The organism is Nocardia grenadensis NBRC 108939, from assembly GCF_001613445.1.
Lineage (GTDB): Bacteria > Actinomycetota > Actinomycetes > Mycobacteriales > Mycobacteriaceae > Nocardia > Nocardia grenadensis.
Window position 1 is genome coordinate 411,793 of the sequence record NZ_BDCJ01000003.1, and the last position, 26,356, is coordinate 438,148.

At 67.7% G+C, this 26,356-nt stretch carries 22 protein-coding genes and 1 riboswitch; of the genes, 7 read left to right on the forward strand and 15 right to left on the reverse strand.

Annotation, left to right across the window (positions count from 1 at the left end; all coding sequences use genetic code 11):
* From couO to NGR01S_RS04155, 3 genes are all read left to right on the forward strand, one after another.
* Positions 1 to 894 carry a 4-hydroxyphenyl-beta-ketoacyl-CoA hydrolase gene (gene couO / locus NGR01S_RS04145; protein ID WP_063034980.1) on the forward strand — a complete coding sequence of 298 codons (894 nt, stop codon included), beginning with the start codon at positions 1 to 3 and terminating at the stop codon, positions 892 to 894.
* 26 nt (positions 895 to 920) lie between these two features.
* Positions 921 to 1,385, forward strand: coding sequence for a p-hydroxycinnamoyl-CoA hydratase (couM, locus tag NGR01S_RS04150; RefSeq protein WP_063034791.1), 465 nt, complete (start codon positions 921 to 923; stop codon positions 1,383 to 1,385).
* Positions 1,386 to 1,454: 69 nt separating this feature from the next.
* Positions 1,455 to 3,014, forward strand: coding sequence for an acyl-CoA synthetase (locus NGR01S_RS04155; protein ID WP_063034792.1), 1,560 nt, complete (start codon positions 1,455 to 1,457; stop codon positions 3,012 to 3,014).
* 671 nt (positions 3,015 to 3,685) lie between these two features.
* On the opposite strand, the gene NGR01S_RS04165 is transcribed toward NGR01S_RS04155, so the two are convergent.
* The 10 genes from NGR01S_RS04165 to NGR01S_RS04210 all read right to left on the reverse strand — a co-directional run bounded on the left by NGR01S_RS04165 (position 3,686) and on the right by NGR01S_RS04210 (position 15,224).
* The gene (locus tag NGR01S_RS04165; RefSeq protein ID WP_218020711.1) at positions 3,686 to 5,452 is read right to left on the reverse strand and encodes a CocE/NonD family hydrolase; all 1,767 of its coding nucleotides are present in this window, start codon (positions 5,450 to 5,452) and stop codon (positions 3,686 to 3,688) included.
* Positions 5,453 to 5,505: 53 nt separating this feature from the next.
* On the reverse strand, positions 5,506 to 6,729 hold the full coding sequence (locus tag NGR01S_RS04170; protein ID WP_063034795.1) for an MFS transporter: 1,224 nt from the start codon (positions 6,727 to 6,729) through the stop codon (positions 5,506 to 5,508).
* A 4-nt stretch (positions 6,730 to 6,733) separates the two neighbouring features.
* The gene (locus NGR01S_RS04175; RefSeq protein WP_063034796.1) at positions 6,734 to 7,996 is read right to left on the reverse strand and encodes a 2-hydroxyacyl-CoA dehydratase family protein; all 1,263 of its coding nucleotides are present in this window, start codon (positions 7,994 to 7,996) and stop codon (positions 6,734 to 6,736) included.
* Positions 7,993 to 9,174: a 2-hydroxyacyl-CoA dehydratase family protein gene (locus NGR01S_RS04180; RefSeq protein ID WP_063034797.1), complete on the reverse strand. Its 1,182-nt coding sequence runs from the start codon at positions 9,172 to 9,174 to the stop codon at positions 7,993 to 7,995. Before NGR01S_RS04180 ends, NGR01S_RS04175 begins: the two co-directional genes overlap by 4 nt.
* Positions 9,171 to 10,409 carry a CaiB/BaiF CoA transferase family protein gene (locus NGR01S_RS04185; RefSeq protein ID WP_063034798.1) on the reverse strand — a complete coding sequence of 413 codons (1,239 nt, stop codon included), beginning with the start codon at positions 10,407 to 10,409 and terminating at the stop codon, positions 9,171 to 9,173. The genes NGR01S_RS04180 and NGR01S_RS04185 overlap by 4 nt, the downstream gene beginning before the upstream one ends.
* Positions 10,409 to 11,563, reverse strand: coding sequence for a CapA family protein (locus tag NGR01S_RS04190; protein ID WP_063034799.1), 1,155 nt, complete (start codon positions 11,561 to 11,563; stop codon positions 10,409 to 10,411). Before NGR01S_RS04190 ends, NGR01S_RS04185 begins: the two co-directional genes overlap by 1 nt.
* Positions 11,560 to 12,387 carry an amino acid ABC transporter ATP-binding protein gene (locus NGR01S_RS04195; protein WP_063034800.1) on the reverse strand — a complete coding sequence of 276 codons (828 nt, stop codon included), beginning with the start codon at positions 12,385 to 12,387 and terminating at the stop codon, positions 11,560 to 11,562. Before NGR01S_RS04195 ends, NGR01S_RS04190 begins: the two co-directional genes overlap by 4 nt.
* A complete protein-coding gene (locus NGR01S_RS04200) occupies positions 12,384 to 13,316 on the reverse strand; it encodes an amino acid ABC transporter permease (RefSeq protein WP_063034801.1) in 933 nt (310 codons plus the stop codon). The genes NGR01S_RS04195 and NGR01S_RS04200 overlap by 4 nt, the downstream gene beginning before the upstream one ends.
* 46 nt (positions 13,317 to 13,362) lie before the next feature.
* Positions 13,363 to 14,280, reverse strand: coding sequence for a transporter substrate-binding domain-containing protein (locus tag NGR01S_RS04205; protein ID WP_063034802.1), 918 nt, complete (start codon positions 14,278 to 14,280; stop codon positions 13,363 to 13,365).
* Between the two features lie 134 nt (positions 14,281 to 14,414).
* Positions 14,415 to 15,224 (reverse strand): PaaX family transcriptional regulator, encoded by an 810-nt coding sequence (locus tag NGR01S_RS04210; RefSeq protein WP_218020712.1) that lies wholly within the window; start codon positions 15,222 to 15,224, stop codon positions 14,415 to 14,417.
* 546 nt (positions 15,225 to 15,770) lie between these two features.
* Here NGR01S_RS04210 and ligD point away from each other — a divergent pair.
* From ligD to NGR01S_RS04230, 4 genes are all read left to right on the forward strand, one after another.
* Complete coding sequence (ligD, locus tag NGR01S_RS04215) at positions 15,771 to 16,796, forward strand: non-homologous end-joining DNA ligase (RefSeq protein ID WP_307718758.1); 1,026 nt, start codon at positions 15,771 to 15,773, stop codon at positions 16,794 to 16,796.
* Positions 16,797 to 16,888: 92 nt separating this feature from the next.
* Positions 16,889 to 17,635, forward strand: coding sequence for a histidine phosphatase family protein (locus NGR01S_RS04220; RefSeq protein WP_063034804.1), 747 nt, complete (start codon positions 16,889 to 16,891; stop codon positions 17,633 to 17,635).
* Between the two features lie 67 nt (positions 17,636 to 17,702).
* A riboswitch (FMN riboswitch) is annotated at positions 17,703 to 17,868 on the forward strand.
* Between the two features lie 77 nt (positions 17,869 to 17,945).
* A complete protein-coding gene (locus NGR01S_RS04225; RefSeq protein WP_063034805.1) occupies positions 17,946 to 18,392 on the forward strand; it encodes a 6,7-dimethyl-8-ribityllumazine synthase in 447 nt (148 codons plus the stop codon).
* A 443-nt stretch (positions 18,393 to 18,835) separates the two neighbouring features.
* Positions 18,836 to 19,252 (forward strand): hypothetical protein, encoded by a 417-nt coding sequence (locus NGR01S_RS04230; RefSeq protein ID WP_063034806.1) that lies wholly within the window; start codon positions 18,836 to 18,838, stop codon positions 19,250 to 19,252.
* Here the strand turns inward: NGR01S_RS04230 and NGR01S_RS04235 are convergent.
* From NGR01S_RS04235 to dhaL, 5 genes are all read right to left on the reverse strand, one after another.
* Positions 19,230 to 20,141, reverse strand: coding sequence for a D-alanyl-D-alanine carboxypeptidase family protein (locus NGR01S_RS04235; RefSeq protein ID WP_063034807.1), 912 nt, complete (start codon positions 20,139 to 20,141; stop codon positions 19,230 to 19,232). The two genes, NGR01S_RS04230 and NGR01S_RS04235, sit on opposite strands and share 23 nt — an antisense overlap.
* A gap of 120 nt (positions 20,142 to 20,261) precedes the next feature.
* Entirely contained in the window at positions 20,262 to 20,627 is a 366-nt protein-coding gene (locus NGR01S_RS04240; protein WP_063034808.1) for a hypothetical protein, read from the reverse strand.
* A gap of 408 nt (positions 20,628 to 21,035) precedes the next feature.
* Complete coding sequence (gene ligA, locus NGR01S_RS04245) at positions 21,036 to 23,027, reverse strand: NAD-dependent DNA ligase LigA (protein WP_063034809.1); 1,992 nt, start codon at positions 23,025 to 23,027, stop codon at positions 21,036 to 21,038.
* 252 nt (positions 23,028 to 23,279) lie between these two features.
* Positions 23,280 to 25,736 carry a phosphoenolpyruvate--protein phosphotransferase gene (gene ptsP, locus NGR01S_RS04250; protein ID WP_063034810.1) on the reverse strand — a complete coding sequence of 819 codons (2,457 nt, stop codon included), beginning with the start codon at positions 25,734 to 25,736 and terminating at the stop codon, positions 23,280 to 23,282.
* A complete protein-coding gene (gene dhaL / locus NGR01S_RS04255; protein ID WP_063034811.1) occupies positions 25,733 to 26,356 on the reverse strand; it encodes a dihydroxyacetone kinase subunit DhaL in 624 nt (207 codons plus the stop codon). The genes ptsP and dhaL overlap by 4 nt, the downstream gene beginning before the upstream one ends.

Consider the following 26,356-nt stretch of genomic DNA (forward strand, 5'->3'; position numbering starts at 1 on the left):
ATGACGACGCGCTACGAGTACGCCATCGACTTCGACCGTATCGAAGCGATCGATATCCACACCCATGTCGAGGTCGACGGATGTGGGCACCGTTCCCTCGACGACGAGCTCATGGCGGCATCGGAGAAATACTTCAAATCCGGCGAGGACCGCACGCCCACCATCGACTCGATCGCCGAGCACTACCGGCGGCGGAACATGGCCGCCGTGGTGTTCACCGTCGACGCGCAGTCCGGCAGTGGGCACTCGCCCAACTCGGTCGAGGAGATCGCCGAGAAGGCCGCTGCCCACAATGACGTCCTGATCCCCTTCGGGTCCGTCGACCCGTGGCAGGGCCGGGCGGCGGTGCGCCGCGCCCGCCGCCTCATCGACGAATTCGGGGTGAAGGGGTTCAAGTTCCACCCCAGCATGCAGGCATTCGAACCCAACGATCGGGCCTTCTATCCCCTGTACGAGGCACTGACAGAGGCCGGTGTGCCCGTCCTCTTCCACACCGGCCAGACCGGTATCGGCGCCGGTCTGCCGGGCGGACACGGCATCAAGCTGCGGTACTCCGACCCGATGCTGCTCGACGACGTGGCCGCCGACTTCCCTGACCTCACGCTGATCATGGCGCACCCCGCGGTGCCATGGGTGGATTCCCAGATCGCGATCGCCACGCACAAGGCCAATGTCTATATCGACCTGTCCGGCTGGTCACCGAAATATTTTCCGCCGCAACTCGTGCGGGCCGCGAATTCGATGCTGAAATCGAAAGTGCTCTTCGGCTCCGATTTCCCCGTGATCCAGGTGGACCGCTGGATGACCGACTTCGCGAAACTCGAGATCAAGCCGGAGGTCCGGCCGCTGATCTTCAAGGAGAACGCGCTGCGCGCACTCCATATCGAACGCTGATTCTTCCCGAACCCACAGGAGACACCATGACCACCACCCGCGTCGCCACACTGGCCGAACTCGCGGCACTCGAGGGGCAGTCGCTCGGCACGAGCTCCTGGATCCAGATCCCGCAGCAACGCATCGATACATTCGCCGACGCTACCGACGACCACCAGTGGATTCACGTCGATCCCGAGCGCGCGGAGGCGGAAAGCCCCTTCGGCGGGCCGATCGCCCACGGCTACCTGACGCTCTCGCTGATCATCCCGATGTGGGACGAGGTCTTGAAGATCGACAGTGTCACCATGGCAGTCAATTACGGCCTGAACAAGGTGCGCTTCACCAACCCGGTACCCGCGAACGGTCGCGTGCGGCTGCAGGCCACTTTGAAGAAGGCCGAGGAGCTACCGAAAAATGGTCTGCAGGTGACCGTCGACGCCCTGATCGAACTCGAGGGCGCCGAGCGCCCGGCCGTGGTCGTCGAGGCCGTGTACCGCTTCTTCGAGTAGCCCCGCCCGCTCCCGCACCCCGGAGGCGCGGGCCGCCCTGCGCCTCCGGCTTTCCATCGAAGGAGTTCCATGCGCAACGAGGGCATCGGTTCCTGGCCGCTGCGGCGCGCCCGCCTGTCCCCCGACCAGGTCGCACTCACCTTCGGCGGCCGGACCACGACCTACCGTGAACTCGACGACCGTGTCACGCGGTTGGCCCACGGCCTGCGCGGCCTGGGTGTCGGTTCGGGCAGCCGGGTGGCGCTGCTCAGCGCGAACCACCCGGCCTATCTCGAAGCGCTGTTCGCCGCGGGACTGCTGGGCGCCACCTTTGTTCCGCTCAACGCCAGGCTGACCGCCGCCGAAATCGAGTACGCGCTGCGGGATTGCGGCGCGTCGGTACTGATCCACTCCACCGCGACGGCCGATATCGCGACGGGCCCGGCGCGGGCCGTCGATCTGGGCGGGCGCGTGGTCCTCGACGGGCCGGACGACCACGGCGCACCTGGTTACGAAGAACTGCTCGCCGCATCCGACGCGAGCCGCATCGACGAACCGGTCGGCCACGAAGACCCCTGCTTCATCATGTACACCTCCGGCACCACCGGGCGACCGAAGGGTGTCGTGCTCACCCACGGCAATATCGTCTTCGCGGTGATGAACGCGGTCATCGATCTGGACCTGCACAGCGACGAGATCGCCCTCGTCTGCGCCCCACTGTTCCATACCGCCGCCCTGGACATGGTCGCCCTGCCGACCCTGCTCAAGGGCGGGAACGTGCTCATCGAACCGGGCTTCGACGCCGGCCGGGTGCTCGAGGTGCTCGAACACGACCGCATCACCTACGCATTCGCCGTACCGACCATGCTCGATCAGATGACCGCACACGACCGCTGGGCAGGCACCGATCTGTCGGGGGTCCGCCGAGTCCTCGTCGGTGCAGCCCCGGTACCGCCCCGGACCCTGCGCACCTACACCGAACGCGGCGTGAAGATGTGCCAGGGCTACGGGCTCACCGAGGCCGGCCCCGGAACCCTCGTGCTCATCCCCGACAATGCCGAACGCAAACTCGGCACCGCCGGAGTTCCGCACTTCTTCACCGACGTCCGGATTGTCGACGCGGACGGCCGAAACGTGGCCCCCGGCGAGCGCGGCGAAATCCAGATCTCGGGACCGAATGTCATGCGCGACTACTGGAACAACCCGCAGGCCACTACCGACGCGTTCGCCGACGGCCGATGGTTCCGCTCCGGTGATGTGGGCACGGCCGATTCGGACGGTTTCGTATCGATCGTGGACCGTCTGAAGGACATGATCATCTCTGGCGGCGAGAACATCTACCCCGCCGAGGTCGAGGCCGCGATACTCGAGATGCCCGGCGTGACGGGCTGCGCCGTGTTCGGCGTGCCCGACCGGAAATGGGGCGAGACCGGCTGCGCGGCCATCACTCTCACTCCCGGAAGCGATATCGACCACGAGCGACTGGTCGAGTTCCTCACACCTCGCCTGGCCAAGTACAAGATCCCGAAGTCGACCCTGGTGCTCGACGAGATCCCCCGCAACGCGACCGGGAAGATCCGCAAGGACATCCTGCGTTCCCACTACCCACAAGGCGATGCCCGATCGCCGGCGGACGGGGCCGACGACTGAACGCACCCCGGCGACGGACAGGTCACCGACCGTGCCCACACCGTGTACGAACAGATCGAGGGAGTATCTCTCGGAGATCTGTGCGGCCCCGGGGTTTCCGTTCGACTGTTCGATCCAGGGCGACCGTGTGGTGCTGACCGGATGAACAGCTAACGGTGGCGACCTGCCGGGGGCCGAACGGCCGGATCTCGATATGAGGGAAGATCCGGCCGTTCGCATTGCCGGGGCAGCGATTCTTGGTCCGCACTGTCCAGGTGGGCCGGGTGCACAGGCCGCAGGACTCGCCCAGGGCTTCCACACCGCCACATGAGGTGCCCATCATGCCGATCTTGCCGCTATCGGCCTTACCGCCGAGCTGGGCACCACCGGTATCGGAGTCGGTGGTCGAGTCGATCGCTTCGGTCGGCCGGGCCGGGCGCGCGAGAGTGTCGTCGGGAGACAGTGTGAGATCCGCGGACCGGAACACGGTGGGCCCGTCCAGGCCTGCGGTCGGCTCGCGGACGGTGGGGTGATAGTCGTCTCGGGCATCGACGGCCGATGCGCGGGCGGGCGTCCTCTGCTCGGGTGCCGCAGGCGGTCGCAAACCCACCGGCCATAGCGAATGCGCGCAATAGTGCGGCGCTCCGGGAGAACTTCACGGTCGATCTCCTTGGGATGGACGGGGGTGACGATCAGGGGTGCACGACGGGCAGCTGCACCAGCGACGGTTGCGCCGGGTCGGTCACGACCTCGATCGTCGACCCGTGGGCATCGGGCAGCGGGATGCTCTCCCGGTGGTCGTAGCCGGTGACCGTGAGCTGCATCCGATGTCCTTCGCGGAACACATACGACAGGGGAAGGATGTCGAACCGCAGGCGCGCGGCCACCCCGGGAGTCAGCGGCCGGGCGTCCTCCCGGTAGGAGCGGTGATGCGGCACCCCTGGGGGTAGTGCGTACGGCGCTTCGCTTTCCGCACGCAACGAGGCGGCGAGCCGGCCCTCAGTGACCACTGACACCGTGCCGTCCGGCGCCACATCCTCGACGTAGGCGAAGATATGGGCGTCGGGACGGTCGACCCGGACGGTCAGATCCGCGAGCGGGGTACCGGTCACCTCGGTATCCCGGGTGAGGGGCGCGCTCGTGTACGACGTTCCCTCACCACCGGTGTGACACGGCTGGATGGTCGCTCCCGAGCCTGCCTCGGGACATTCGACCGCGGTGTTCACGGTGAACGTCCGGCTGCCGGTGGCCTGCGAGCCGAGTACCCCATCGGCGCCGAGGGAGAAATCGGTGCGGCCGGACTCGGTGGGCGGCCAGGCCTGTGCCTCCCGCCAGTCGATCGCGCCGGTGGGATTGCCGATATCGGAGACCGTGGCGTAGCGGATGGGCGGAGCTTCGGCGAGTCCCGTATCGATGCCTTTCAGATGTTCGTCGAAGAAACGGTGCGCCTCCTGGACGAGGGCGAGGCCGGGGTTCTCACAGTGCAGCCACGGTCCGATCAGCAGTTTCGATCCGGAGGTGTTGAGTGCGGTGATGATTCCCTGGTCCCGGAACTCGTCGCGCCAGCCGCCCACGATATAGAGCGGGATCTGCGATTCGCGGATCTGGGCCGCGTAGGTGCTCAGGCTGCCTTCCGCCCAGAACCGGGAGGCGACCAGCGGGGAGAAGTCGTCGCGATACGGCATCCCCGCCCACATCTTCGCCAGCGGGGTCGATTTCTGATGTTCTTCGGCGGCCTGGCGCAGCAGCGTCTTGTCCTCATCGCCGGCCACGGGCGTGACCTGCATATCATCGGCCACCGTCCGAGTGGGCCCGTAACCCCATTGGGCCGCGATCCCGCCCCGCCGCATCGCGTCGAACTTGTTCCAGGAGAAGCAGCCGGCGAAGGCCGCCTTCAGATGCGGGGGCCGCATCGAGACCGCGTGCATGGCCGCATCGCCGGTGTTCGAGCAACCGTAGATGCCGACCTGCCCGTTCGACCAGGGTTGGGTGGCCAGCCATTCGGTGACGTCGTAGGCGTCCTGTGCCTCGACGCGGTCGTGGTAACCGCGCCGGACACCGAACGATTGACCGTTACCGCGCCGCGCGACCTGGGCGATCACATAGCCGTGTTCGGTCAGGGCGGTGAGGTTCGAATAGCCGGCCTCCCGCGGTCCCACACCGTCTTTGGGGCTGGGGTAGATATCGAGCTTGTGATGCCAGATCACCGGGAAGCGGCCTTCGGCCGCCCGCCCGTCGGTGGCGGGCCGCGACAGCAGCATCGCCAGGCGCGTGCCATCGGCCATCGGTAGATAGAAGGTTTCGGTGATCGCCTCGGTGTACTGCGTACCAGGCGTGTAATCGGCGAAACCGGCCTGCGCGGTGTCGGCTTCCTCCGTGCGGGTGACCACTGCGAACAGCGCGCCCGCGACGACCAGGAGGCCGACTAGCCCCGCGATCGCCCAGCGATATCTGGACATACTCATCTCCTTGAATTGTCATGACGACACCAGTTCTCGCCTCGAGGCGGCGGCTAGCGAAGAAGCGGAGTGTGTTCGTACGCGGTCTGCGGCTTCCGGTCGCCACCTCGCGCCAGCACGGCACCGCAGAAGAGACAGGCGACCGTCCCGACGAGCAGGGCCACCCGCGCCGACGTACTGTCGATGATCGAGCCGGCGATCAAGGCTCCGACGGGGACGACACCGACACTGCTCATCGTGAGCAGCCCGGCGGACCGCCCGAGCAGCCCGGGAGGACTCAGCAGTTGCACCGTGCTGTTCAGCGAACTCTGGAACGCACCGAGGCCGAGGCCGATGAGCGGCGATACCAGCAGGAACACTGTCACGTCCGGTGCGAGGGCAGCCGAACCCAGCGAGATACCGAGCACCGCCGTGGCCGTCGCCACCACCCGGGTTCCCTGGTGCGCGACCGCCGAGACGATCAGTCCACCGATTACCGCGCCCACCGCGTTCAGTGTGTGCGCGGCACCCAGCTGTGCCGGATCACCGGCCAGTGTGATGGTGACCATGGCGGTGACCACGACCATGAAATTCATCGCCAGCACCGTGACGGCGATATTGGTGCCGAACAGCCTGCGCAGGACCGGGTCACCCAGCAGCGTCCGCACCGACCCCTTGCCCCCGTCGCGGGAGCGAGGCCGCTTCTCCGCGAACGCTTTCGGGTCCATGACGCAGAGCGCGAGCAGTACGCCGGAGTAGGTGAGCGCATTGACCGTGAAACAGATCGGCGCGCCAGCCACGACGTAGGTCAGGCCGGCCAGTCCGGGCCCCAATGAACGGGCTGCGGACAGCGCGACGGTGTTCAACGATACCGCCGGGCCCAGTTCCCGGGCGCCCACGAGTTCGTAGAGGAACGCCTGCCCCGCGGTGCGGTCGAAGGCCTGCACGATCCCGCTCAGCGCCACGAGCCCCAGCAACGTGACGAGTTCGTCGTGGCCCGTGGCGGCGGCGCCGGCCAGCGCCGCGGCGCACAGCGCCATGAGCGGTGTGGTGACGAAGAGTATCGTGCGTGGCCGGAAGCGGTCGGCCACCACACCGGCCGGCGCCGAGAGCACCAGCATCGGGGTGAACTGGCATACGGCGACCAGCGACAGCGCCAGCGCGCTTTCGGTGGTTTGCACGATCCACAGGCTCAACGCCAGATTCTGGAACCACACACCGGTGCTGGCGAAGATCTGGCCGCCGAAGTACAGCACGAAGTTCCGCCGACGCAGCGGTGGCGGCAGGAAGCGGGGCATGAGCTCAGTCGAGTACGCGCTGCTGCAGGAAGTCGCCGATGGCGGTTTCCAGTGCCGCTGCGGCGGCGCCCCGGGAATCGGCGTTGTTGGTGCGGATCTCCAGGACGGGAATACCGGCGTGCTCCAGCGCCTCGGTGGTGAATGACGATCCTGGTACATCGTCGGCCACCAGGTGCACCACTGCGTCGACGCCGTGGTTCCGAGCTTCTTTCACGTACCACTGCGACGACCACGGCGGCGTGTACAGCTGATCGGTGAAACCCGTGAAACGGGCCGCCAGAGCGCGCATCGGATCCCCCCCGTAGCGGGCGTAGCCGTCGGCCGCGATCGCGAGATACATCGACCAGACGAACACCGCGCCGTACTTTTCCTGGAAGCGCTGATACAGGCCGAGGTCGAACCAGAGACCGCGGCCGATCCACATCAACCGCACCCGCTCCCCCGGGCATACCGCGCGACCGTCGCGCACCGCTGCCTCCACCTCGTGGTACAACTCGCGAGCCGCGTCCCGGGCCCATTCACTCCCGCGATGCCACTGCGGGATCATCACCGCGGGAATACTGTCGTTGATGGAGACCGGGGTGGGCTGGGTGGCGGCGATCAGGTCCCGGGTCCGCTTGTTCCATTCCGCCTGTTCGTTGACCAACGCCATCACCTCGGCGAGCCGGTCGATATCGAACTCTCGCCCAGTGCGCTCGGTGAGGAATTCGACGAGCTGCCAGTTCTCGCTGGTCATCAGATCGAGACGGTCACTGGCGTAAACCTGTTCCCAGTCGTGGCCGACGAGCTCCCACCAATTGTCCGGCGTCGTGGTGGCCGACGAGCGCTCGAAGGGGAAGAATCCGGTGTCCGGATGTTCGGCCCACAGGTCGAAAACCTTGCGGGTGGCATCGCCGCTGCATTCGGCGATGACAAAGCGAGGCCGCGGTAGGCCACCCCACGGTGCGTCCTCGGCGGGCAGGTCCATGGACCCGAGACCGATCGCGTCGTATTGCAGGGAATCGTCCGGATAGCCCCGCACGGCGATATTGTGCAGGGCCGTCGGACCGAGCCGCTTGGCCGAAACCACCGAGGCCCACCACTGGTTCACCACATACGGAATCCCCATGGCACGCAATATCTCCTGTGGCGCATCGGCGTTCACCAATGCCAGCGGGGCGCCCGCAGCGACCTCCGCGCGCATCCGGGCGAACCACTGCTTCTGATACGCCGTCGCGGCCGTCGCCGCGGCCAATCGGTCCGGCAATGCGGAATGCGGTGCGTTCATCGTGCCGTAGCCTCGCAATCTTCACGGGTGAGCAACTCGACGGCGGTCTCGAGTTCGTGCGCCGACCAGGTGTGTGCGGCGACCGGCAGTGGCACCACGCGGGCGTGCGAGCCCAGTTCCCGGATCAGTCCCGGCCGGTCCCACCCGGGCGCCGGATCGTGGTGGCGGCCGACCGACAGCACCACCGAGGCGCCGCAGCGGCGGACGCGGTCCGCGCTGTAGCGTGCGCGCTCGGCCAGGCCCGAGGTCTGGGCCATGGGTCCGGCGTGTAGGCGGTGGCCGGCGATCTCGGCGTAGGCGGTGTGCAGATCGGTGGCCTCGGCGGGCATATCCCAGAGATCGGCCACCGGGTCACCCCAGTTGTGGTCCTCACCGGCTACGAACAGTCCGGCGGCTTCCAGGCTGTCGTACACCGAAACCTGGTCGACCGTGCTTCCGGTGAGGAAGACCCGGCGCCGCCCCTCGGTCGTCCACCCGTGCGCGGGATCCGAATCCGGCTGTGACCGGGCCTCGTCGAGTACCGCGCTCACTGCCGTCAGGCAGTCGGCAGGTGCTCGGGTCTGAGCGAGTGTGTACACGCGCAGCGCGGTCGCACCGGTCACGACGCCCGCGGCCCGGCGGTCGCGCACCCTTCGCAGCACCGCCGCGAGTTCGGCACGGAGCTTCCGTGCGGTGTACAGGTTCTCCGGCGTGAGGCCGGTACCGGTCCAGTCGGCGACGGTATCGGCCAGTTTCGCGAGCTGACCGGCGTTGTAGTCGCGCGTCGATGCCCGCGGTAGGTGCAGCAGGTCGACGAGGTGTACCTCCGGCACCGCGCGGCCCTGCTGGGCGAGCATCCGAAGCACGTAGAACAGGCGCAGTGCGGCCTGCGAATCCCGGGAGACGAGCAATCCGCGCAGGGAGCCCGCTTCGCCGGTGAGGATATCGTCGAGAATCGAATGGGCGACGGAATCCACTGCGACGCCGAGTAATCGGACGGCCTCGGCGCCGGCCGGCCGGTCGCCGCCGGACAGCCGGTAGGCCTGCCCGCCGGCCGCCTCGATGATCTCGGGCGGCACATCACCGCCGACTACACCGATCACCGGCCGATCGGAATCGGTGGCGCCGGGTACCCGCGAACCCAGGGCACCGGCAGCGCGTTGCTCAGGATTCGCCGGCCCCGGCGGTTCCGGGCTCATAGAACCTTGCCTTCCGACAAGGCGGCGATACGCGCGGAGTCGTACCCGAGCAGTCCGGCGAGCACCTCGTGATTGTGCGCACCCAGGGCGGGCGCGGGCCGGTCGAGGCCGGTATCGCTGTCGGACATGGTGATCGGCAGACCGCTGCCCCAGAGCTCGACGATATCGTCGTAGCTGGGATGGCGCAGCGGCACCACCTCGCCGCGCTGTCGCACGAGCGGATCGCGGACCGCGGCGTGCGGTGCCCGGACCTCCGCGCAGGGTGCGCCGTGCTGCTCGAGTTCCGCGATAACCTTCGCCACCGGTTGGTCCGCCGCCCACTGTGCGATCATCGCGTGCAGTTCGTCGGCGTGGTGCACCCGGCCGTCCCGCTTCTCGAACCGCGGGTCGGTGATCAGATCGGCGCGGCCGATCGCGGTGAGTACCCCGTGCGCGAACGGGTCGGTGGGCCCGCAGATCGCGAAATGCCCGTCCGCGGCGGCGAAGATACCGAACGGCGCCAGCCGCGGCACCATATCGCCGGTGCGGGTGGGAAGCCCGATCATGTCGAAGGCGTCGAAGGGTTCGGCGGCGACCAGTGAGGTGAGCGCGCCCAGCATGGAGACGTCGACGTGCTGGCCGCGTCCGGTCTGCCCTACCTGGATCACCGCCGACAGGGTGCCGATCACCGCGAACAGTGGGGCGAGCAGATCACCGATCGGCAGACCGAACCGGACGGGGGGATCGCCGGGGCCTCCGGCTGTCATCATGACCCCGCTGAGAGCCTGGATGATCGTATCCATCGCCTTGCCGGTGCCCGGACCACCTTGGCTGCCGAACCCGCTGATGGAGGTGTAGACCACCGCCGGGTTCACCGCGGCGACGGCAGCGTGGTCGATACCCAGGCGCGTGGTGACACCGGCGCTGTAGTTCTCGACGACGATATCTGCGTGCGCGACCAGATCGAAGAACACCTCCCGGCCGGCCGGGTTCTTCAGGTCGAGGGTGATCGACTCCTTGTTGCGGCCGCGGGCGAGCATCGAGACCGACATGTCCTCATCGGAGGTGCGCCGCACCGAGAGACCGTCGCGGGTGACATACGGGGAGTTGTTGCGCGCGGCGTCCCCGCCCCGCTCCGGGTTCTCGATTTTGATCACCCGGGCGCCGAGTCCGGCGAGCAGTAGCGTCGCGTAGGGGCCCGCCAGCGCAGTTGTCAGGTCGAGCACGATCTTTCCTTCGAGAGGCCGCTGAGCCATCAGGGTGTCCTTTGCTGTACGTCGGGCTCGGCCACGGTCACCAGATCGCCGCCGCGCTGGAACTCGGTGTCGAAACCTGCTGCCCGGGTGATTTTTTCGATGTAGTCCACGACCTCTGCGCCGCGCGCATCACCCGGTGTCAACGGGATCGGGCGGGCGTCGTCATCGATCCAGCAGGGCACGAATCCCGCGCTGACCATGCCTCGCGGGCCGAAGACGCATGACGCGATCGCGGTATTGCGACTTTCCGGGTGGAACGGGTAAGACGGCATATCCGGGTCCGGCACGAACCCGAACATCTGCTGTCGGCGTGCCGCCCACGCGCGGCGCTCAGCGGAGTCGCCGCCGACCGGGGTCAACGCGTGCGTCACAGTGACGAAGTTGCCGAGACCATGGAAGATCGGCTTACCGCGGTACATTTCGATCCCGCGCATGATGTGCGCGTGATGCCCGATCACCATATCGGCGCCGGCGTCGACCGCGGCCTGCGCGAGCGGTGATTCGTAATCGGCCAGCACCGCGGGGGTATGACCGATCCCCTTGTGTAGAGCGACGACCACGACGTCCACGTTTGCCCGCAACGCCCGGATATCGGACTTCATCTGCGCGAGACTGTCCGGCGCCACGAATGTGTAGACCGTCGGCGGCCCGCCGGGAGTCGCCGATTCGAGTTCGTAGTGGGTGAGCACCTTGACGTAGGCCGCGCCCGCCTTCTGCGACGCCGCCCACGAATCCCGCGGACCCACACAGTTGAAACTGAGCACCCCGATCCGCAGCCCGCCCGCCTCGTGGACGGCGGGCTCGCGGGCGGCGGCGAGGTTCGCTCCCCCGCCCGCGGTTTTCAACCCGGCCGCCTGGGAGTGCCGGATAGTGTCGAGGACACCGTCGGTGCCCACATCGTAGAGATGGTTCCCGGCGAGAGTGACGATCGCGAAACCGGCGTCGGCGACGGCACCGAGGGCTGCCGGATCGGCCGGCGGCGCCGGCACATCGGTGCTGGCCTGGACAGTGCTGGTCGAATGCGGAACCTCGATATGACCGATCGCGAGATCGGCGGCCCGCAGCACCCCCGTGCTCGGCGCAAAGTAGGACGCGGGGTCCGGCTCGTCGAGAACCAGGTCGCCGACGGCCAGGATCGTGCAGGTGGCGCTCATCGGGCCTCCACGGCGAGTTCGGTCGCTACGGGGTCGGCCTTACGGGATTCGTTGAAGCGGCTGAGAAAGCGTTGCAGCCGCTCGGTCTGCGGTCGTTCGAAGAACTCCGCGGCGGCGTTCTGCTCGACGACCTTCCCGTCGACCATGAACACGCAGCGGTCGGCGACCTGGCGGGCGAATTCCATTTCGTGGGTGACCACGACCATGGTCAAACCCGAACGAGCGAGGTCCTTGATCACGTTGAGCACCTCCTCGACCAGCTCGGGGTCCAGGGCGCTGGTCGGCTCGTCGAACAGCAATACCCGCGGCCGGGTGGCCACCGATCGGGCGATCGCGACCCGCTGCTGCTGGCCGCCGGACAGCTGCCGGGGGTAGGCGTTCGCCTTGTCCGGCAGGCCGACTTTCCGCAGCAGGGTTTCGGCTCGCTCGCGGGCGGCATCCTTGGACATCCCGTGCACCGCCACCGCGGCCTCGGTGATATTGCGCAGCACCGTCCAGTGCGGGAACAGGTTGAACTGCTGGAAAACCATGCCCATCCGGCGCCGCTGTGCGGCGATATCGTCCTCGGACAGCGGCCGCAGGGCACCGTGCCGATGCGCGAAACCCAGGAGCTCGCCATCGAGATAGATGGCCCCACCGTCGATCTTCTCCAACTGGTCGATACAGCGCACCAGCGTGGACTTGCCCGATCCGGAAGGACCGAGGATAACGACCACCTCCCCCTCGGTGACGGTGAGGTCCACGCCGTCCAGCGCCGGACGGCCGTGATAAACCTTGCGCAGGCTCGATACCTGTATCACGGGCGTGGCGGTTTGGTCGCTCATCGAATGCTCCTTCCACGATTCAGCGCGCTGCCCCACAGACTCGACCGGGTCTCGTCACGCCGTTCGCCGCGGCCGTAGCGACGTTCGAGCCGGCGCTGGAATATCGTGAGCAGCGACACCACGGCCAGATACCAGAGACAGGCGACGATCAGCAGCGGCACCACCTGGTAGGTGCGGTTGTAGATGAGCTGCACGGAGAACAAGAGGTCGGTCATGGCGATCACCGAGACCAGCGAGGTGCCCTTGAGCAGGGAGATGAACTGGTTCCCGGTAGGCGGCACGATCACCCGCATCGCCTGCGGCAGGATGATCCGCGAGAAGGTCCGCCACCGGCTGAAACCCATCGCCATCGCCGCGTCCCGCTGTCCGGCATCCACCGCCCCGATACCGGACCGGATGATCTCCGACATATAGGCGGCCTCGTGCAGGCTGAGCCCGATCAAGGCGGCAGTGAGCGGACTGATCAACTCCGTCGACGACCACGAGGCGAAGGTCGGACCGAACGGTATGCCGATCGACAGCTGCGGCAGCAGATAAGCCAGGTTGAACCAGAAGATCAACTGAACCAGCGGCGGGATACCCCGAAAGATCCCCACATACCCCTGGCACACCAGGCGCACCGGCCAGAAATCACTGTTCTGGCCCGCGGCCAGCGCCACGCCCAGCAACGAACCGACCACCATCCCGACCACGGTGATGAACACCGACATGGCCAGGCCCTTCAGGACCGTCGGGTAGAAGAGATAGCCCCAGACGATATCCCAGCCGAACCGTTCGTTCGTCACGATGAAATTGACGAGCTGGGCGGCGAGTACGAGCAGCACCGCCGAGACGATCCACCGCAGCGGTCGCAGGCGGGGCCGGGCCGTGGAGACATCGTCGGAGGTGGATACGGTCGCCGCGGGCCGCTCGGTCAGAGATGCGGTCATCGCGTTTCCTTGTTCGTCAGACATGGAATGGCTCGAAGATCCCGGCTCATGCCGGCGCGGTGGGGTTCAGCACGGGCTCGGGGATGGCGATGTCCTCGAGATTCCATTTCGCCACCAGCTCGTCGTACTGCCCACCGGAAAACAGCAGTTCGAAAGCCTCGTAGAAAACCGGCCCCAGACCGTTAGTCTTGGGTGAGAGCAGCACGAGCTGGTCGGCGAGGGCACCCTGCTCCTCGGTCTGCGCGACGGCACGCCAGGTATTGGGCTGCGCGGCGGCGGTATCGATGGCACCGCTCTGGGTGAGCGCGGCGGAATCGGCACGGCCGGACTGCACGGCCAGCAGGGTCGCATTGGTATCGGCCAATCCGACGAATTCGAGGGGCTGCCTACCGTTGCTCTCGCACCAGTCCGACAGCTTGGCAGCCTGTTCCTCGGTGATCGACCCGATCACGCCCGCGGTCCGGGTTCCGCATAATTCGTCCGTGCTCTGTGCGCCGATCCCTCCGTTGATCGGCAGCAGGTAGGAGGTGCGGCTGGTCAGCCATTGCACCCCGTCGAAATCCGCGAGCCGCTGCGGCGTGGCCTTGACGGGTCCGTTGAACGCGTCGTAACGACCGGACAGCATGCCGGACAGCATGGCCGGAAGACCACTGGAGACCTCCATGCGGATCGGGACCCCGAGCACGCCGGACAGTGCCTGCTGGATATCGGGGTCCATGCCGGTGATCGTCTTCCCGTCGGCGGCCACCGTGCGGTAGGGCGGATGCGAATCGCCGACGAAGACGATTTCGCCTTTGTCCTTGACCGCTTGTGGTAGCCGCTCGTACAGCACGCCGGCGCTCTCGCCCGGGCCGGACAGCTGCTCCGTCTCGGCTGTTTTCTCGTCGATCGACGTACATCCGGCGAGTGCCAGGGCGAGCAGCGCGACGATGGCGACGAACGCCTGTGTTCGGGTCGGTCTCATCGAGTCCCTCACGTGATGAGTGTCCAGTGGGTCTGTGCACGCTTCGGGCCTGTGACGAGAACCGCCATGAGCAACCGATGTGACCTGGCATACATTAGCCGTATTCACTACTACCGTCAACAAAATGACTAAGTTCATTCCAGGACAGATGGTTCCAGTGAACGCAGTTCCAGCCGATGCGCGGCCTCCGCCCGGGCGACCGTGTCCAGCCGGTCGTGCAGAGCGTGGAATGCGCGCTGCGCCGCAGCCGCGGGCCAGTCCGCGGGCAGGTGCTCGACGGGCAACCGGGGATCCTGGCGGATGACGTCCAGCCACTCCGTCACCAGCAGAAGCTGTACCGCCAGCGCGTCGTGCGCCCGAGAGCGGTCGGTGGCCCCCCAACGCCCGAGGAAATCGCAGTACAGCGCCGCGATACCCGCCACGTCCCAGGCATCGCGCAGCATGGCGGGGATATCGGTCTCGGCATCGGCACGACTGCGGAAAACGCGGATCCGGTCGGCGCCCTCGACACCCTCGAGGATCTCCCGGACATTCGTCGTCGATGGTGCGATCCACAGGCCACCCTGCAACGACCCGAAGCCCGCCCACTGCAGCCGCGCCCGCAGATCGTGCCGCTGCCGCTGCCAGGATTCCGGGAAACTGAAGGTCAACATGGTCCACGAACCGTCCCAATTCGCCTCGACCGCGCCGGTACGCCAGATCCGCACATGACCATCCCGCAGGATCTCGGTCAACCGGGCGGTCAACACCATGTAGGCCTGGCGACCTACGCGGTGCCGATCCAGTAGACCGCGTTTGACCATACGGTTGAGCGTGGAGCGGGTAGCGTGCTCACCGATACCGACGGAGGCGAGCACATCGATCAGGCTGGTCGTACTCACCATCGCGTGGCGATCGAGTACATAGCGCCCCAAAACGGTCAGCAGAACGCTCTGCGGTTTCACCGACGACGCGATATCATCAGTTAAAATCTCTGCATTCGTCACAAATATGACGATATACATGTCCCGCCGTCGGCGGTAGCCCGCCGCATGCACCGGCCCGGCACAGCAGCGATCCGCTCATCCGGCCGGGCCGCCGAGACCAGAGCCAGGAGTAGCCGCCGGAAGCGGACATGCCCGGGGCTGCACTGTGCGTTCGCCGCGACCTTCCGTCACGGGCGCCCGCCGGACACTAGCGGTGAGGTCGAGCCTCGTTCCCGTGGCGGTGCCCAGTCACCGGTCGGGGCTTTGCCGTTGCGCGAACTGGGCCGCCGTGAGGGCCGCTACGGCTTGGAGACCCTATACATCGGCGGGGGCAGGGATCGCCAGCGGTTTTCGAACGCATCGCGTAGGGGATCCGCACTCGGAATCGAATCCCGCGTGTCTGCCCGGCCCCCGCGCGAGCACGCCGTAGTCTGCGCCCGACCAGGCTTTATCCGGCTGTATCGAGCGGGAGGTAGGCATGGCGGGCGAATTCCGATGCGGCCGGGACAGGGCCGTGGCACTCCGGTGGCGCCCGAGCGCGCCCGCGGCCGTGGTCGCCTACCCCGGCACCGGCCGCTGAGCCCCGCGGGCCGGGCGGCGGTCCCGGCGCCGATGCTCGCCACCCCGGGCCGTCCACCGGACACTCCGGACTGGGCGGTGGAGATGAAATGGGACGGGGTCCGTGCCCTCGTGATCTGCTCGGGTGCGGACTGCCGCCTCTACAGCCGCAACCGCCGCGAGATCACCGGCTCCTATCCCGATCTGGTCACCGCCCTGACCGGCCGCCTCGGCGGCCGGGACGTGATGCTCGACGGCGAGATCATCGCGCAGACCCCCGCCGGTGCGCCGTCGTTCCGCCTGCTACAGCGCCGTATGCACGTCGTGCGGCCGAGCCGGGCGCTGATCGGTGCGGTCCCGGTGCAGTTGTTCCTGTTCGACATCCTCACCGATGCAGCTGCGGATGTGACCGGCCTGCCCTACCTCGATCGTCGCGAACGCCTGCAGGCACTGGCGCTGGACAGCGCACCGCTGCAAACCCCGCCGTACTGGGTGGGTACGCCCGCCGACCGGTTACTCGACGCGGCACGGGACAACGGGCTGGAAGGCATCATCTCCAAACGCCTCGACTCGACCTACCATCCCGGCCGCCGCTCCCCGGCCTGGATCAAGACCCCCATCCGCAAGACCACCGAGGCCGTCGTAGCCGGCTGGACCGCCGGCACCGGCTCGGCGAGCGCGACATTCGGCTCGCTGATCCTCGCCGCCCACGACGCCGACGGGCGGCTCGTGCACATCGGCAATGTGGGTACCGGTTTCACATCGGCCGCCCGCCGGGCGCTGCGGACCCGGCTGGACGAGATCGCCCGCTCGGAGGCGCTGTTCCCCTTGACCCCGGCGCGCTTCGGCCGCCCCGGGGCCCCGCATTGGGTGGATCCGGTGCTCGTCGGCGATATCGAATACCGCGAGTACACCGGGGAGGGTCTGCGACATCCGAGCTGGCGGGGACTGCGCAACGACAAGACCCCGGACGAGGTGGGGATGCCCGAGTAATGCCGGATCCCGCGTTTCGTGATCTACTCGGACCGCCGCCGCGGTATCCGGAAATTCCGGCAGCACGGCGTCCCCCGGTACATCCTCCAGGTATGAGTACGCAGCCGCCCGCCGATCCCGAAACCTCCGTCGCGCCCGAATATTTCGCTACCCGTGACGAGCACCCGAGCCCCCGTCTGCTCTACGCGGTCCGGCACGGTCAGAGCACCGTCAATGCCGGTATCCGCCCCGCGACCCCCGCCGAAGCCGACGATATGGTCATCGAGCTGACCGATCTCGGAAAACGCCAGGCCGCCGCCCTGGGGCGATGGGCTGCCGCGCTGCCGCCCGAGCAACTCCCGGAAATCGTCCTGTGCTCGCCGTATCGACGGGCGGTGCAGACCTGGCAGCTCGCGGAAACCGAACTCCGGGCGGCCGGCATCGCGCTGCCCGGCCGGGTGACCGACCCGCGCCTGTACGACCGGTTCCGCGGCACACTCGCACATACCCCCGTCTCGGAGGTCCGGGAACGCTACCCCGAGCAGTACGCGGCCGAGCAGGCCGATCCGCTCGGCTACCGGCCGCCCGGCGGCGAATCCTTCCACGATGTCGCCGCCCGGGTGACGGGGGTGCTCGACCGCATCGCCGCCGATACCCGGCACCGCCGGGTACTCATCGTCGCGCACGATGCGGTGATCCTGCTGCTGCGCCGCCTGCTCGAGCACCTCGACGACGCCGGAACACTCGCCGTCGCCGCCCAGGGCCTGGCCGGAAACGCCTCTGTCACCGCGTGGGCGGAGGAGGCCGGCGACTACCGCCTGCTGTACTACGACCACCGCGCGCATCTCCCCCGAGCATGACCGTCCGGGCCGGGCGGACGGCCGCCGGGTTGTCCTGGGGTCGCAGCATTGTTACTGTCCGTTTCGTACACGTTCTCAGGGCGGGGTGGAATTCCCCACCGGCGGTCATGGCATCCGGTCCGATCCGGTGCACGAGCCCGCGAGCGCCACCGTGTCCTCGGACGCGGTGGGTCGAGCAGATTCCGGTGTGATCCCGGAGCCGACGGTCACAGTCCGGATGAAAGAGAACGCGGCACCGGAGTGCCCGCGCGCGGGCGGCTCCTGTTCGCGTCGTCATGCCCTGGGTGACACAGCGAGCAGGAGGAACAGAATGTCACCCACACCGAACCGCATCGCCCTCGTCGCCGCCCGGTGGCACGCCGATATCGTCGACCGGGCCGTCGCGGCCTGCCGAGCCGGGCTCACCGAGCGCGGCGTCGTCGATATCGATATCTTCGAAGTCCCCGGCGCCTTCGAGATACCGCTACGTATCAAGCAATTGGCCACCACCGGCCGATACGCGGGTATCGCGGGCTGTGCCCTGGTAGTGGACGGCGGTATCTACCGGCACGATTTCGTGGCGGCGACCGTGGTGGACGCGTTGATGCGGATACAGCTCGACACCGGGGTACCGGTCTTCTCGGCGGTCCTGACCCCGCATCACTTCCACGAACACACCGAACATCTGGAGTACTTCACTCGGCACTTCGAGATCAAGGGCGCGGAACTGGCCGCCGCCATCGCGGCCACGCTGGCCTCGGCCCCGATCCCCGTCTGATCGAAGACCGGACGCCACCGGGTGAACTGTTTCCCGGCGGCTTTCCGGTCATCCGGATCGGTACTCTCAGAGCTGCGAACCGCCGCCGTCTACGACGAGTTCGCGCCGGTTGTGCAGGTGGCGTCCAACGCGAGGAACAGTACCGCCCGAGCGACCTCGGCCCAGGTGTTCCCATGCGGGACGTCGGGTGGTACGCGGCCACCTTGGGCTTCGTCCCCTCGAGCGCATTACCGGCGTGCCTGACCACCTGCTGGCCACGGAAATTCCAGTTGATCCACCGGGTCTCCAAGCGTCCCTCGCTGAACCGGAGCTCATCGGGCGCACGGTCATCGTCCTGTACCGCTTCGACCTGTCACCGACTACGAAGGAATACCGCACGTTCTCAGAAGTGGCACGCACGCTCGGCACCGAGAATCGGTTCGAACCCTACTTCGAGGAGCACCATGCGAAGCCATACCTGGGGCCGGCTCCTACTCGGCGCGGCCGCCGTCCTGAACCTCCTTCCCGCTGTCGCTGTGCTCTCCGTGGAACGGGCGAGTGCGGCCTACGGGATCGATCCGGTAGGCGCCGACCTGCGCCTGCTGCTCCGCCATCGCGGACTGTTGTTCGCGATCTTGGGAGTGGCCCTCATCGTCGCGGTGTTCCGGCCCCGGCTGCGGCCCGCCGCCATTGTGGCCAATGCGGTGAGTATGGCGGGATTCGTGGCGTTGCTCCCGGCCGAGGGACCGGTGGGCCCGGAACTGCTGCGCGTCGCGGCCGTGGATGCCGGCGGCCTGGTACTTCTCGCCGGGGCCGCGGCCCTTCTCCTCCGGAACCAACGCATTGGAGGCGGCCTGATCAGCCGACCGGCAGCCCACTGAGGATCGGGAGAAAACCCCAGTCCATGATCCGTGCGGCGTCGGTCGCCGCGGCGGCCAGGTCGTCGGGTGAACTGTTGAGGACCACACCGATCAGCCGCTGCGCACCCCGGGAGGCTTCGAACAGCAGGCAGGTCCCGGCAGCGTCCGTGGACCCGGTCTTGATTCCGGTGGTGCCCGGATAATCGCGGAGCAGATCGTTGGTGGTCTCCCAGACGTGGGCCCGGTTCGCGGGACCGGCGGGCAGGTAGTGGACCTGCGATCCGGCGATCTCCTGGAAGACCGGATCGGCCATTGCGTGCCGACCGAGCCGCACCAGCTCCGCCGGGGTGGAGTACGTAGCGTAATCGTCGGGGGCGGGCAGGCCACTGGGATCGCTGAAATATGTGTTCGGCATTCCCAGCCGCTGCGCGGTGGCGTTCATCCTGGCGAGGAAAGCGTCCTGGCCCGGTCCGAACGCCTCCGCCAGGGCATAGGCGGCGTCGCAGCCCGAGGGCAGCATCATCGCGTACAACAGCTCACGTGCGGTGAGCACCTCGCCGGGAGCCAGTCCGGCGGTACTTCCGCCGTAGGCGGCCGCGTAGTCGACGGCCGCTCGCGGCACCGTGACCGGACGCTCGAGGTCGCCCGATTCGAGCACGACCACCGCCGTCATCACCTTGGTGATACTGGCGATCGGGACGCGGGCATCCGGCTGCCGCGACCACACGAGCAATCCGGTACCGGCTTCCGCCAGCGCCGCCGCCGGCGCCCGCACTCCCTCCGGTTGCAGTGTCAGCGGAAACGGCAGCTGAGCCGAGCCGCCGGAAACCGGGACGGCCGCGGCGGTGGGCGCGAAGACGACGAGTATTCCGGCGACGGTCGCCGTCAGTACACGGACATAGGTTCGCATCGCCACATTGTGGCGGCCGACCTCGTCGAACAGCGGGATTTCCGATCGGAGTCGCGGCTGCTCACCCGGTCGACCGGGACCGGCCCCGGCAGCCGCCTCTCCGCGCGGCGCGCGCAGCCGTCAGGCGTCCTGCCTGATCTCCGCGAAACTCGCCCACTGGACCTCGGCGATATCGTTCGCCTCGTCGTTGAAGGTCGTATCGATCCACTCCAGGATCTGGTCCTCCGCTTTCCGCAATACGGATTCCGGCGCATCGACCGGGGAGGTCATCTCGAGAGAGAAGTAGGTGCGCTCGCCCGGCTCCTGACCGGGATGCTCTTCGGCCCAGGCCAGGTGCATGCGGCGCTCACCTTCGGCCTTCGGCGCCAGTTCTGTTCTCGCCTCGGCGAATTCGGGGAACTTCGCCAGTTCACCGGCCGCGGCCGAACGCACGGAATCGGCTTGCGCGGGTGTGCAGTACAGCTGGACAACCAGATAGCTACTCACGCTACCGGCCACATCCTCTCGGTTGATCGCATGGCAGTGCCGCTCGTTGCACGCAAACCGGTGAACTCGCGGTCGTGGCAGCATATCTCGGCATCCGGCGACCGTCGGCGTCGGCTTCGGCGACCGTGCTGCCCGAGGCAGATCCGGTCGGCAACAGTGTGTGAGTCGACCGGTATCCCAGGCGAGCAAGTACCAGCGCAGGTGCTGATGGATCCGGCGGTAGGGATGGGCCCGCCGGGAACTCGTCGCTCCGTGACCGACCACCGGTCACGCGACACCCACCTCGCGGGCACTCGACGCGCCGGCGCGGTAACCGGCGGGCGCAGCGATACGAGCCCGGGCCGGCGACCGCGGCACCGCTCCGGGGTACGGCGGCTCGCCGGTTCCGCCCGGCCGGCCCGGCGTGGTCTAGACGACGTTCGCGTCGATCAGCAGGTTCCAGATCTTTCCCTGATCGGCCACTTCCACATCGAGTTTCGCCGCCTTGGCCAGCTTGCTCTCACCGACCCCGGCACCGGTGACGAGCAGGTCGGTGTTCGCCGACACCGAGGACGCCACTGTGGCGCCCGCCTTCTCACACAAGCGTTGGAACGTCGGGCGGGCAACCTTCTCTCCCGAACGCGGATCGCTGATCGCGCCGGTGACCACCACCGTTTTACCGGCCAGCGGCGCACCCGCCGCGACTACCGGTGGTAGATCCTCCTCGAGCACATCCAGACTCACGCCCGCGGCGCGCAACCGCTCCAGTTCCGGACGCAGGCGGGTGAGGTGTTCGACCAGGGACGCCGCGACCTTCGGGCCGATGTCCTCCACGGCCACGAGGCGTTCCTCGCCCGCGGCGGCGACCTCCTCCAGGGAACGGAATCCCGCCCGGGCCAGGCGCGCGGCGGTGCCCTCGGAGGCCATCGGAATAGCCAGGCCGATCAGTGCGCGGCGCAGACCCACCCGGCGGGACGCATCGACCGAGTCGATCATGCGCGCGGCGGAGGTTTCGCCGATACGGTCGAATTCGAGCAGGCGCTCGGTGGTCAGCGTGTAGAAATCCGAGGGGCGCTCCAGGATGCCCGCCTCGGCCAGGCGCTCGATCCACACCTGGCCGAAGGCCTCGATATCGGCCGCCGGCCGCGACGCCCAGTGGATGAGCCTGCGTACCGTCTGCGCGGGACAGGCGACATTGGTGCAGAACAGTTCCCGGCTGTTGCCCTGCTCGGTCACCGGCTGCGCGCAGGACGGACAATCGGTGGGCGGCACGATCTCACGCTCGTCGCCGGTGCGTTTCGAGGCGTCGAGCACGCCGGCCACGAACGGGATCACATCGCCCGCGCGGCGTACCAGCACGGTGTCCCCGACCTTGATATCGCGGGCCCGGATCACCTGCTGATTGGCCAGCGTCGCCTTCGTGACCGTGGTACCGCCCACGAACACCGGCTCCAGCCGGGCGACCGGGACGATCTTGCCGGTCTTGCCGACGTCCCAGACCACCTCGTTGAGCAGTGTGGTCTTCTCCTCGGCGGCGAACTTGAACGCCAGTGCGCCCCGCGGGCTGTTGGACCGGGTGCCGGCCGCGGCGTAGGCCCCGCGGTCGGCCAGCCGCAGCACCGCGCCGTCGATATCGTAGTCCAAATCGTTGCGGCCCTGTTCGATCACGGTGATCGCCGCCTGCGCCTGCTCGGCATCGGCGCACATCCGCATCTGTGCCCCCGCGATCCCGAGCACCCGCAGCCCTTCTGCCAGATCGGCCGCGGCGCCGCCGGCGGAGGTGTCGAGATCGAAGCCGAAGAACCGCAGCCGTCGCTCGGCGACCGTGGCCGGGTCCTTCGCCCGAAGTGTGCCCGCCGCGGCATTACGCGGGTTGATCAGCGGCTTGTCCGGGTGCGCGGTGTTGTAGTCGAGGAAGGTCGACCGCAGCATCACCGCCTCCCCGCGCACCTCCACTCGCCCAGGAACATCGATCCGGTCGGGCACCCCGTCGACCAACGCGCGGACCAGCACCGTCACATCGTCACCGGTGGTGCCGTCACCGCGGGTCACCGCCCGCAACAGCCGCCCGTCCTCGAAAACAAGCGCCAGGGACAAGCCGTCGAGCTTCGGCATCACCACGACCGGCTGCCCGGGAAACCGGTCGAAGAACGCCGCGACCTGATCCGGGGTGGTCGCTTTCTCGAGCGACAGCATCGGCCGCGAATGCCGGATCGGGGCGTGCAGCACGGCGGGCGCCCCGACCTGCTCCAAGGGGTTCGGGTCGGGTGCGAGATCGGGGTGCGCCTCGAGCAGGCCCCGTAACTCGTCCTCGATCGCGTCGTACTCCGCGTCCGCGACCAGCGGCGAGCCCCGGTAATAGGCGTCCCGCAGCGCTACCACACGGTCCGCGAGCTCTTGGATACGTTCACCGGTTTCCACAGCCCAAGACGCTACCCAGGCTCACCGACATGAAGCCCGCCGGGACTTCACGGAGGTAGCGCGTCACGGGGTACAGCGGGAATCAGTTCCCCGAGTCGGAGGTGGCCGACCTGGGACCATCCCGCAGCAGCGACGACGCTGCGGGATGGTACAGCTACCCGGGCAAACGGTCCGAGGCATCTTCCTATCGAGTTCGTCTCGACAGGAAGGCCCGGGGCGTACGAGTTCATCCGCGAGCCGACCGGGTTCAGCTCAGGCCGTCGGGACACGGCCGCGCAAAGCGATATTCCGCGCGAGCTGAGACCTCACCTGTGTCGCGGACTCACACGCCAGCGCACGTGCGGCTGCCGCGCGACAGGCCTGGATATCCAGTTCCCGTACCGCGGCTTTCGTCAGCGGCAGCGCGGGCGGCGCGACACTGAGCTCGGAGACTCCCAGCCCGAGAAGCAGCGGCACCGCCGCCGGATCCGCGGCGGCTTCACCGCAGACCGCGACCCGCGTGTCACCCGCGCCGCGGCACACCTTGTCGATGAGATGCAGGACACCGGGGTCCAGCGGATCCGCCAGTCCCGCAACGGATTCGTTTCCTCGTTCCACGGCAAGGGTGTACTGGGTCAGGTCGTTGGTGCCGATGCTGAAGAAGTCGACGAAACCCGCGAATACCGCGGCTCGGGCGGCAACAGCAGGCACTTCGACCATGATGCCGACTTCTATATCGAGGTCCGGCGGAGCTATCGTGCCCAGCATTCGCCGCGCGGTACGTACCTCTTCCACAGTGGTGATCATCGGGAACATCACACTCACCGGATAGTCGGCGGCTACCCGGACGATCGCCTGTAACTGGTCCCGCAGCAGTTCCGGGTGGGCCAGGCCCAGCCGGGTCCCACGCAATCCGAGAAAAGGGTTGGCCTCGCGAGGCTGCGAAATATACGGCAGCGGCTTGTCGCCACCGACGTCAAGAGTGCGCAGTACGACTCGCCGGCCGTCGAAAGACTTTGCTATGTCTCGGTATACCTGTTCCTGTTCCTCCACGGAGGGTGCCTGCTCACGTCCGAGAAAGAGGAATTCGGTGCGGACCAGCCCGGCGAGGTCGGCGCCGGCGCGCACGGCGTGATCGGCTTCCGCGGCACTGCCGACGTTGGCTGCGACATGCACCATGACCCCATCACGCGACACAGCCACGTCATGGGCTGCGGACTGCGCGGATTGTCGCCGATTGTGTTGTTCGGCGGCAGTTGCGCGAAACTCGGCGAGGCATTCGGGTTGGGGATCGATGGCCAGTTCCCCTGTCGCTCCGTCGAGTGCGATTGTCGTCCCGGTGGGAATCCGCAGGACGCTGTCCCCGGCGGCACTCACGGCGGGGATCCCCTTCGCTCGGGCCAGTATCGCCGCGTGCGAGGTGGGGCTTCCATGGGCCAGCACGATCCCGGTGACGACGGTCTCGTCGAGTCCAGCGACTTGGGCGGGCGTCAGGTCGGCTGCCACGAGTATTCCCGGCCGGCTGGCGACACGGGTGTCCTGGCCGAGCAATTCGCCCAGGACCTGGTCGCGCACCGCTCGTATATCGGCGGCACGAGCCCGCAGATAGGGGTCGGGAAGCACTTCCAGCTGTTGCGCTGCGGTGTCGAGCGCGGTTGCCCAGGCACCGGCGGCGGCCGCGCCGCCGGCGATCTGCTGCCGTGCGCCGGTGATGAGTTCGTCGTCGTCCAGCAGTAGCAGATGCGCTTGGAAGACCTCCGATTGTGGCGATGTGTACCGTGGTTCCCGTCCGGGATGCAGCTGTATTTCGCTGCGGAGCCGTTCTTTTGCCCGGGCGATTGCGTCGTCGAGAAGCCGGCGTTCGGTGGCCGGCGGTCCGGCGGGGTGGTCGGGTAACACGAAATGTGTCGTCTCGGGCTGCCAGGCCGGGCCGATCGCGATGCCGGTCGAAGTGGGCAGCGGGCCGGTGGAGGTGGTGGGAGCGGGATGGTCGGCGACCAGCGCGGGAATCTCTTCGCCGAAGCGTTGCCGGGCGAGCATCAGCAGCCGGTTCATTCCGTGCTCGGCGGCCGGTCCCGATGCGGTGATTTCGATTTCGTGGCCGGTGAGTGCGCCCAATGCGGCGATGCGGCTGAGGCTTCGGCCCGAGGCCGGGCCGGTGCCGGTTGTCAGATTGCGTAGCTCGATCCGGCAGTCGAGGTCGCGGAGTTCGGCGATGAGCCGCGCCGCCGGCCGGGCGTGTAGTCCGTGTTCGTTGGCAACGATGAACGAGCCGCGCATGGTTGTCTCGTTCTGCGGCACGGCCTCGGGGAGCGCCTCCGGGGTGGTGTCGATGCCGAGTTGGGTTCGTTTGCCGATCAAGGCGTTGTCGGCCTCATCTGCGGTCTCGGCCAGGGCCGCGCCGTTCGCTGCGGCGACGGCTGCGGCGACGAGACCCTCGACCAGCGGCGCTGCGCACAATCGTATCCGGTGTTGGGTCGGGAGTAGCTCGAGCGCGAGTTCCGCGGAAAGGATCGCGCTACCCAGGTCCATGAGGATGAGAACGCCGGACCCGGAATCGGCAGCGATGATGGCGTCGGCCACCGCTGTCGCGTCGGTACCGAGGGTTTCCTCGTCGAGGCCGGCCGCTACCTCGATGCGCAGGTCGCGGTCGTGCACCATTTGAGTGGCCAAGTCGACTGCCGCGTCGGCGAGCCGACGACTGTGGGAGACGACTACGAGCCCGATCATCGCAGCGCCTGCCGGGCCGCGCGGACGAGCAGTACTGCGCTGGTCGCGCCGGGGTCTTGATGCCCGACACTGCGTTCTCCCAGGTATGAGGCGCGCCCCTTCCGCGCCTGCATCCGGATTGTCGCGTCGCGACCGGTTTCGGCGGCGACGAGTGCCGCCTCCATGGACGGTGTGAAACCGGCGCCCGCGGCGTGGTAGCGGTCGAAGGCATCGGTGGCAGGGCCGAGCGCGTCGTACATGGTTTTGTCTCCTGCTTCGGCTCTACCCCGGGTGACGATGCCGTTCACGCCCGCGCGGAATGCCGTGGCGAAGGTTGCCGCGTCGATATGGCCGGGTCCGACCGTGCCGGCGAAGCGGAGGAAGAAGGTGCCGTACAGTGGTCCGCTCGCTCCGCCTACAGCACGGATGAGCACCATGCCGACCTGTTGGAGTGTGTCTGCGGGTGTTGTGGTGGGTGCGGTCCGGGCGAGCGCTTCGGTGACGGCGGTGGCACCGCGGCGGATATTGCCGCCGTGGTCGGCGTCTCCTATCGCGGCATCGAGTTCGGTCAGGTGGTCGGCGTTCTCCTGGACGAGGGTGGCGAACTGGTACACCCAGCGAATCGGATCGAGAAGGGTCAT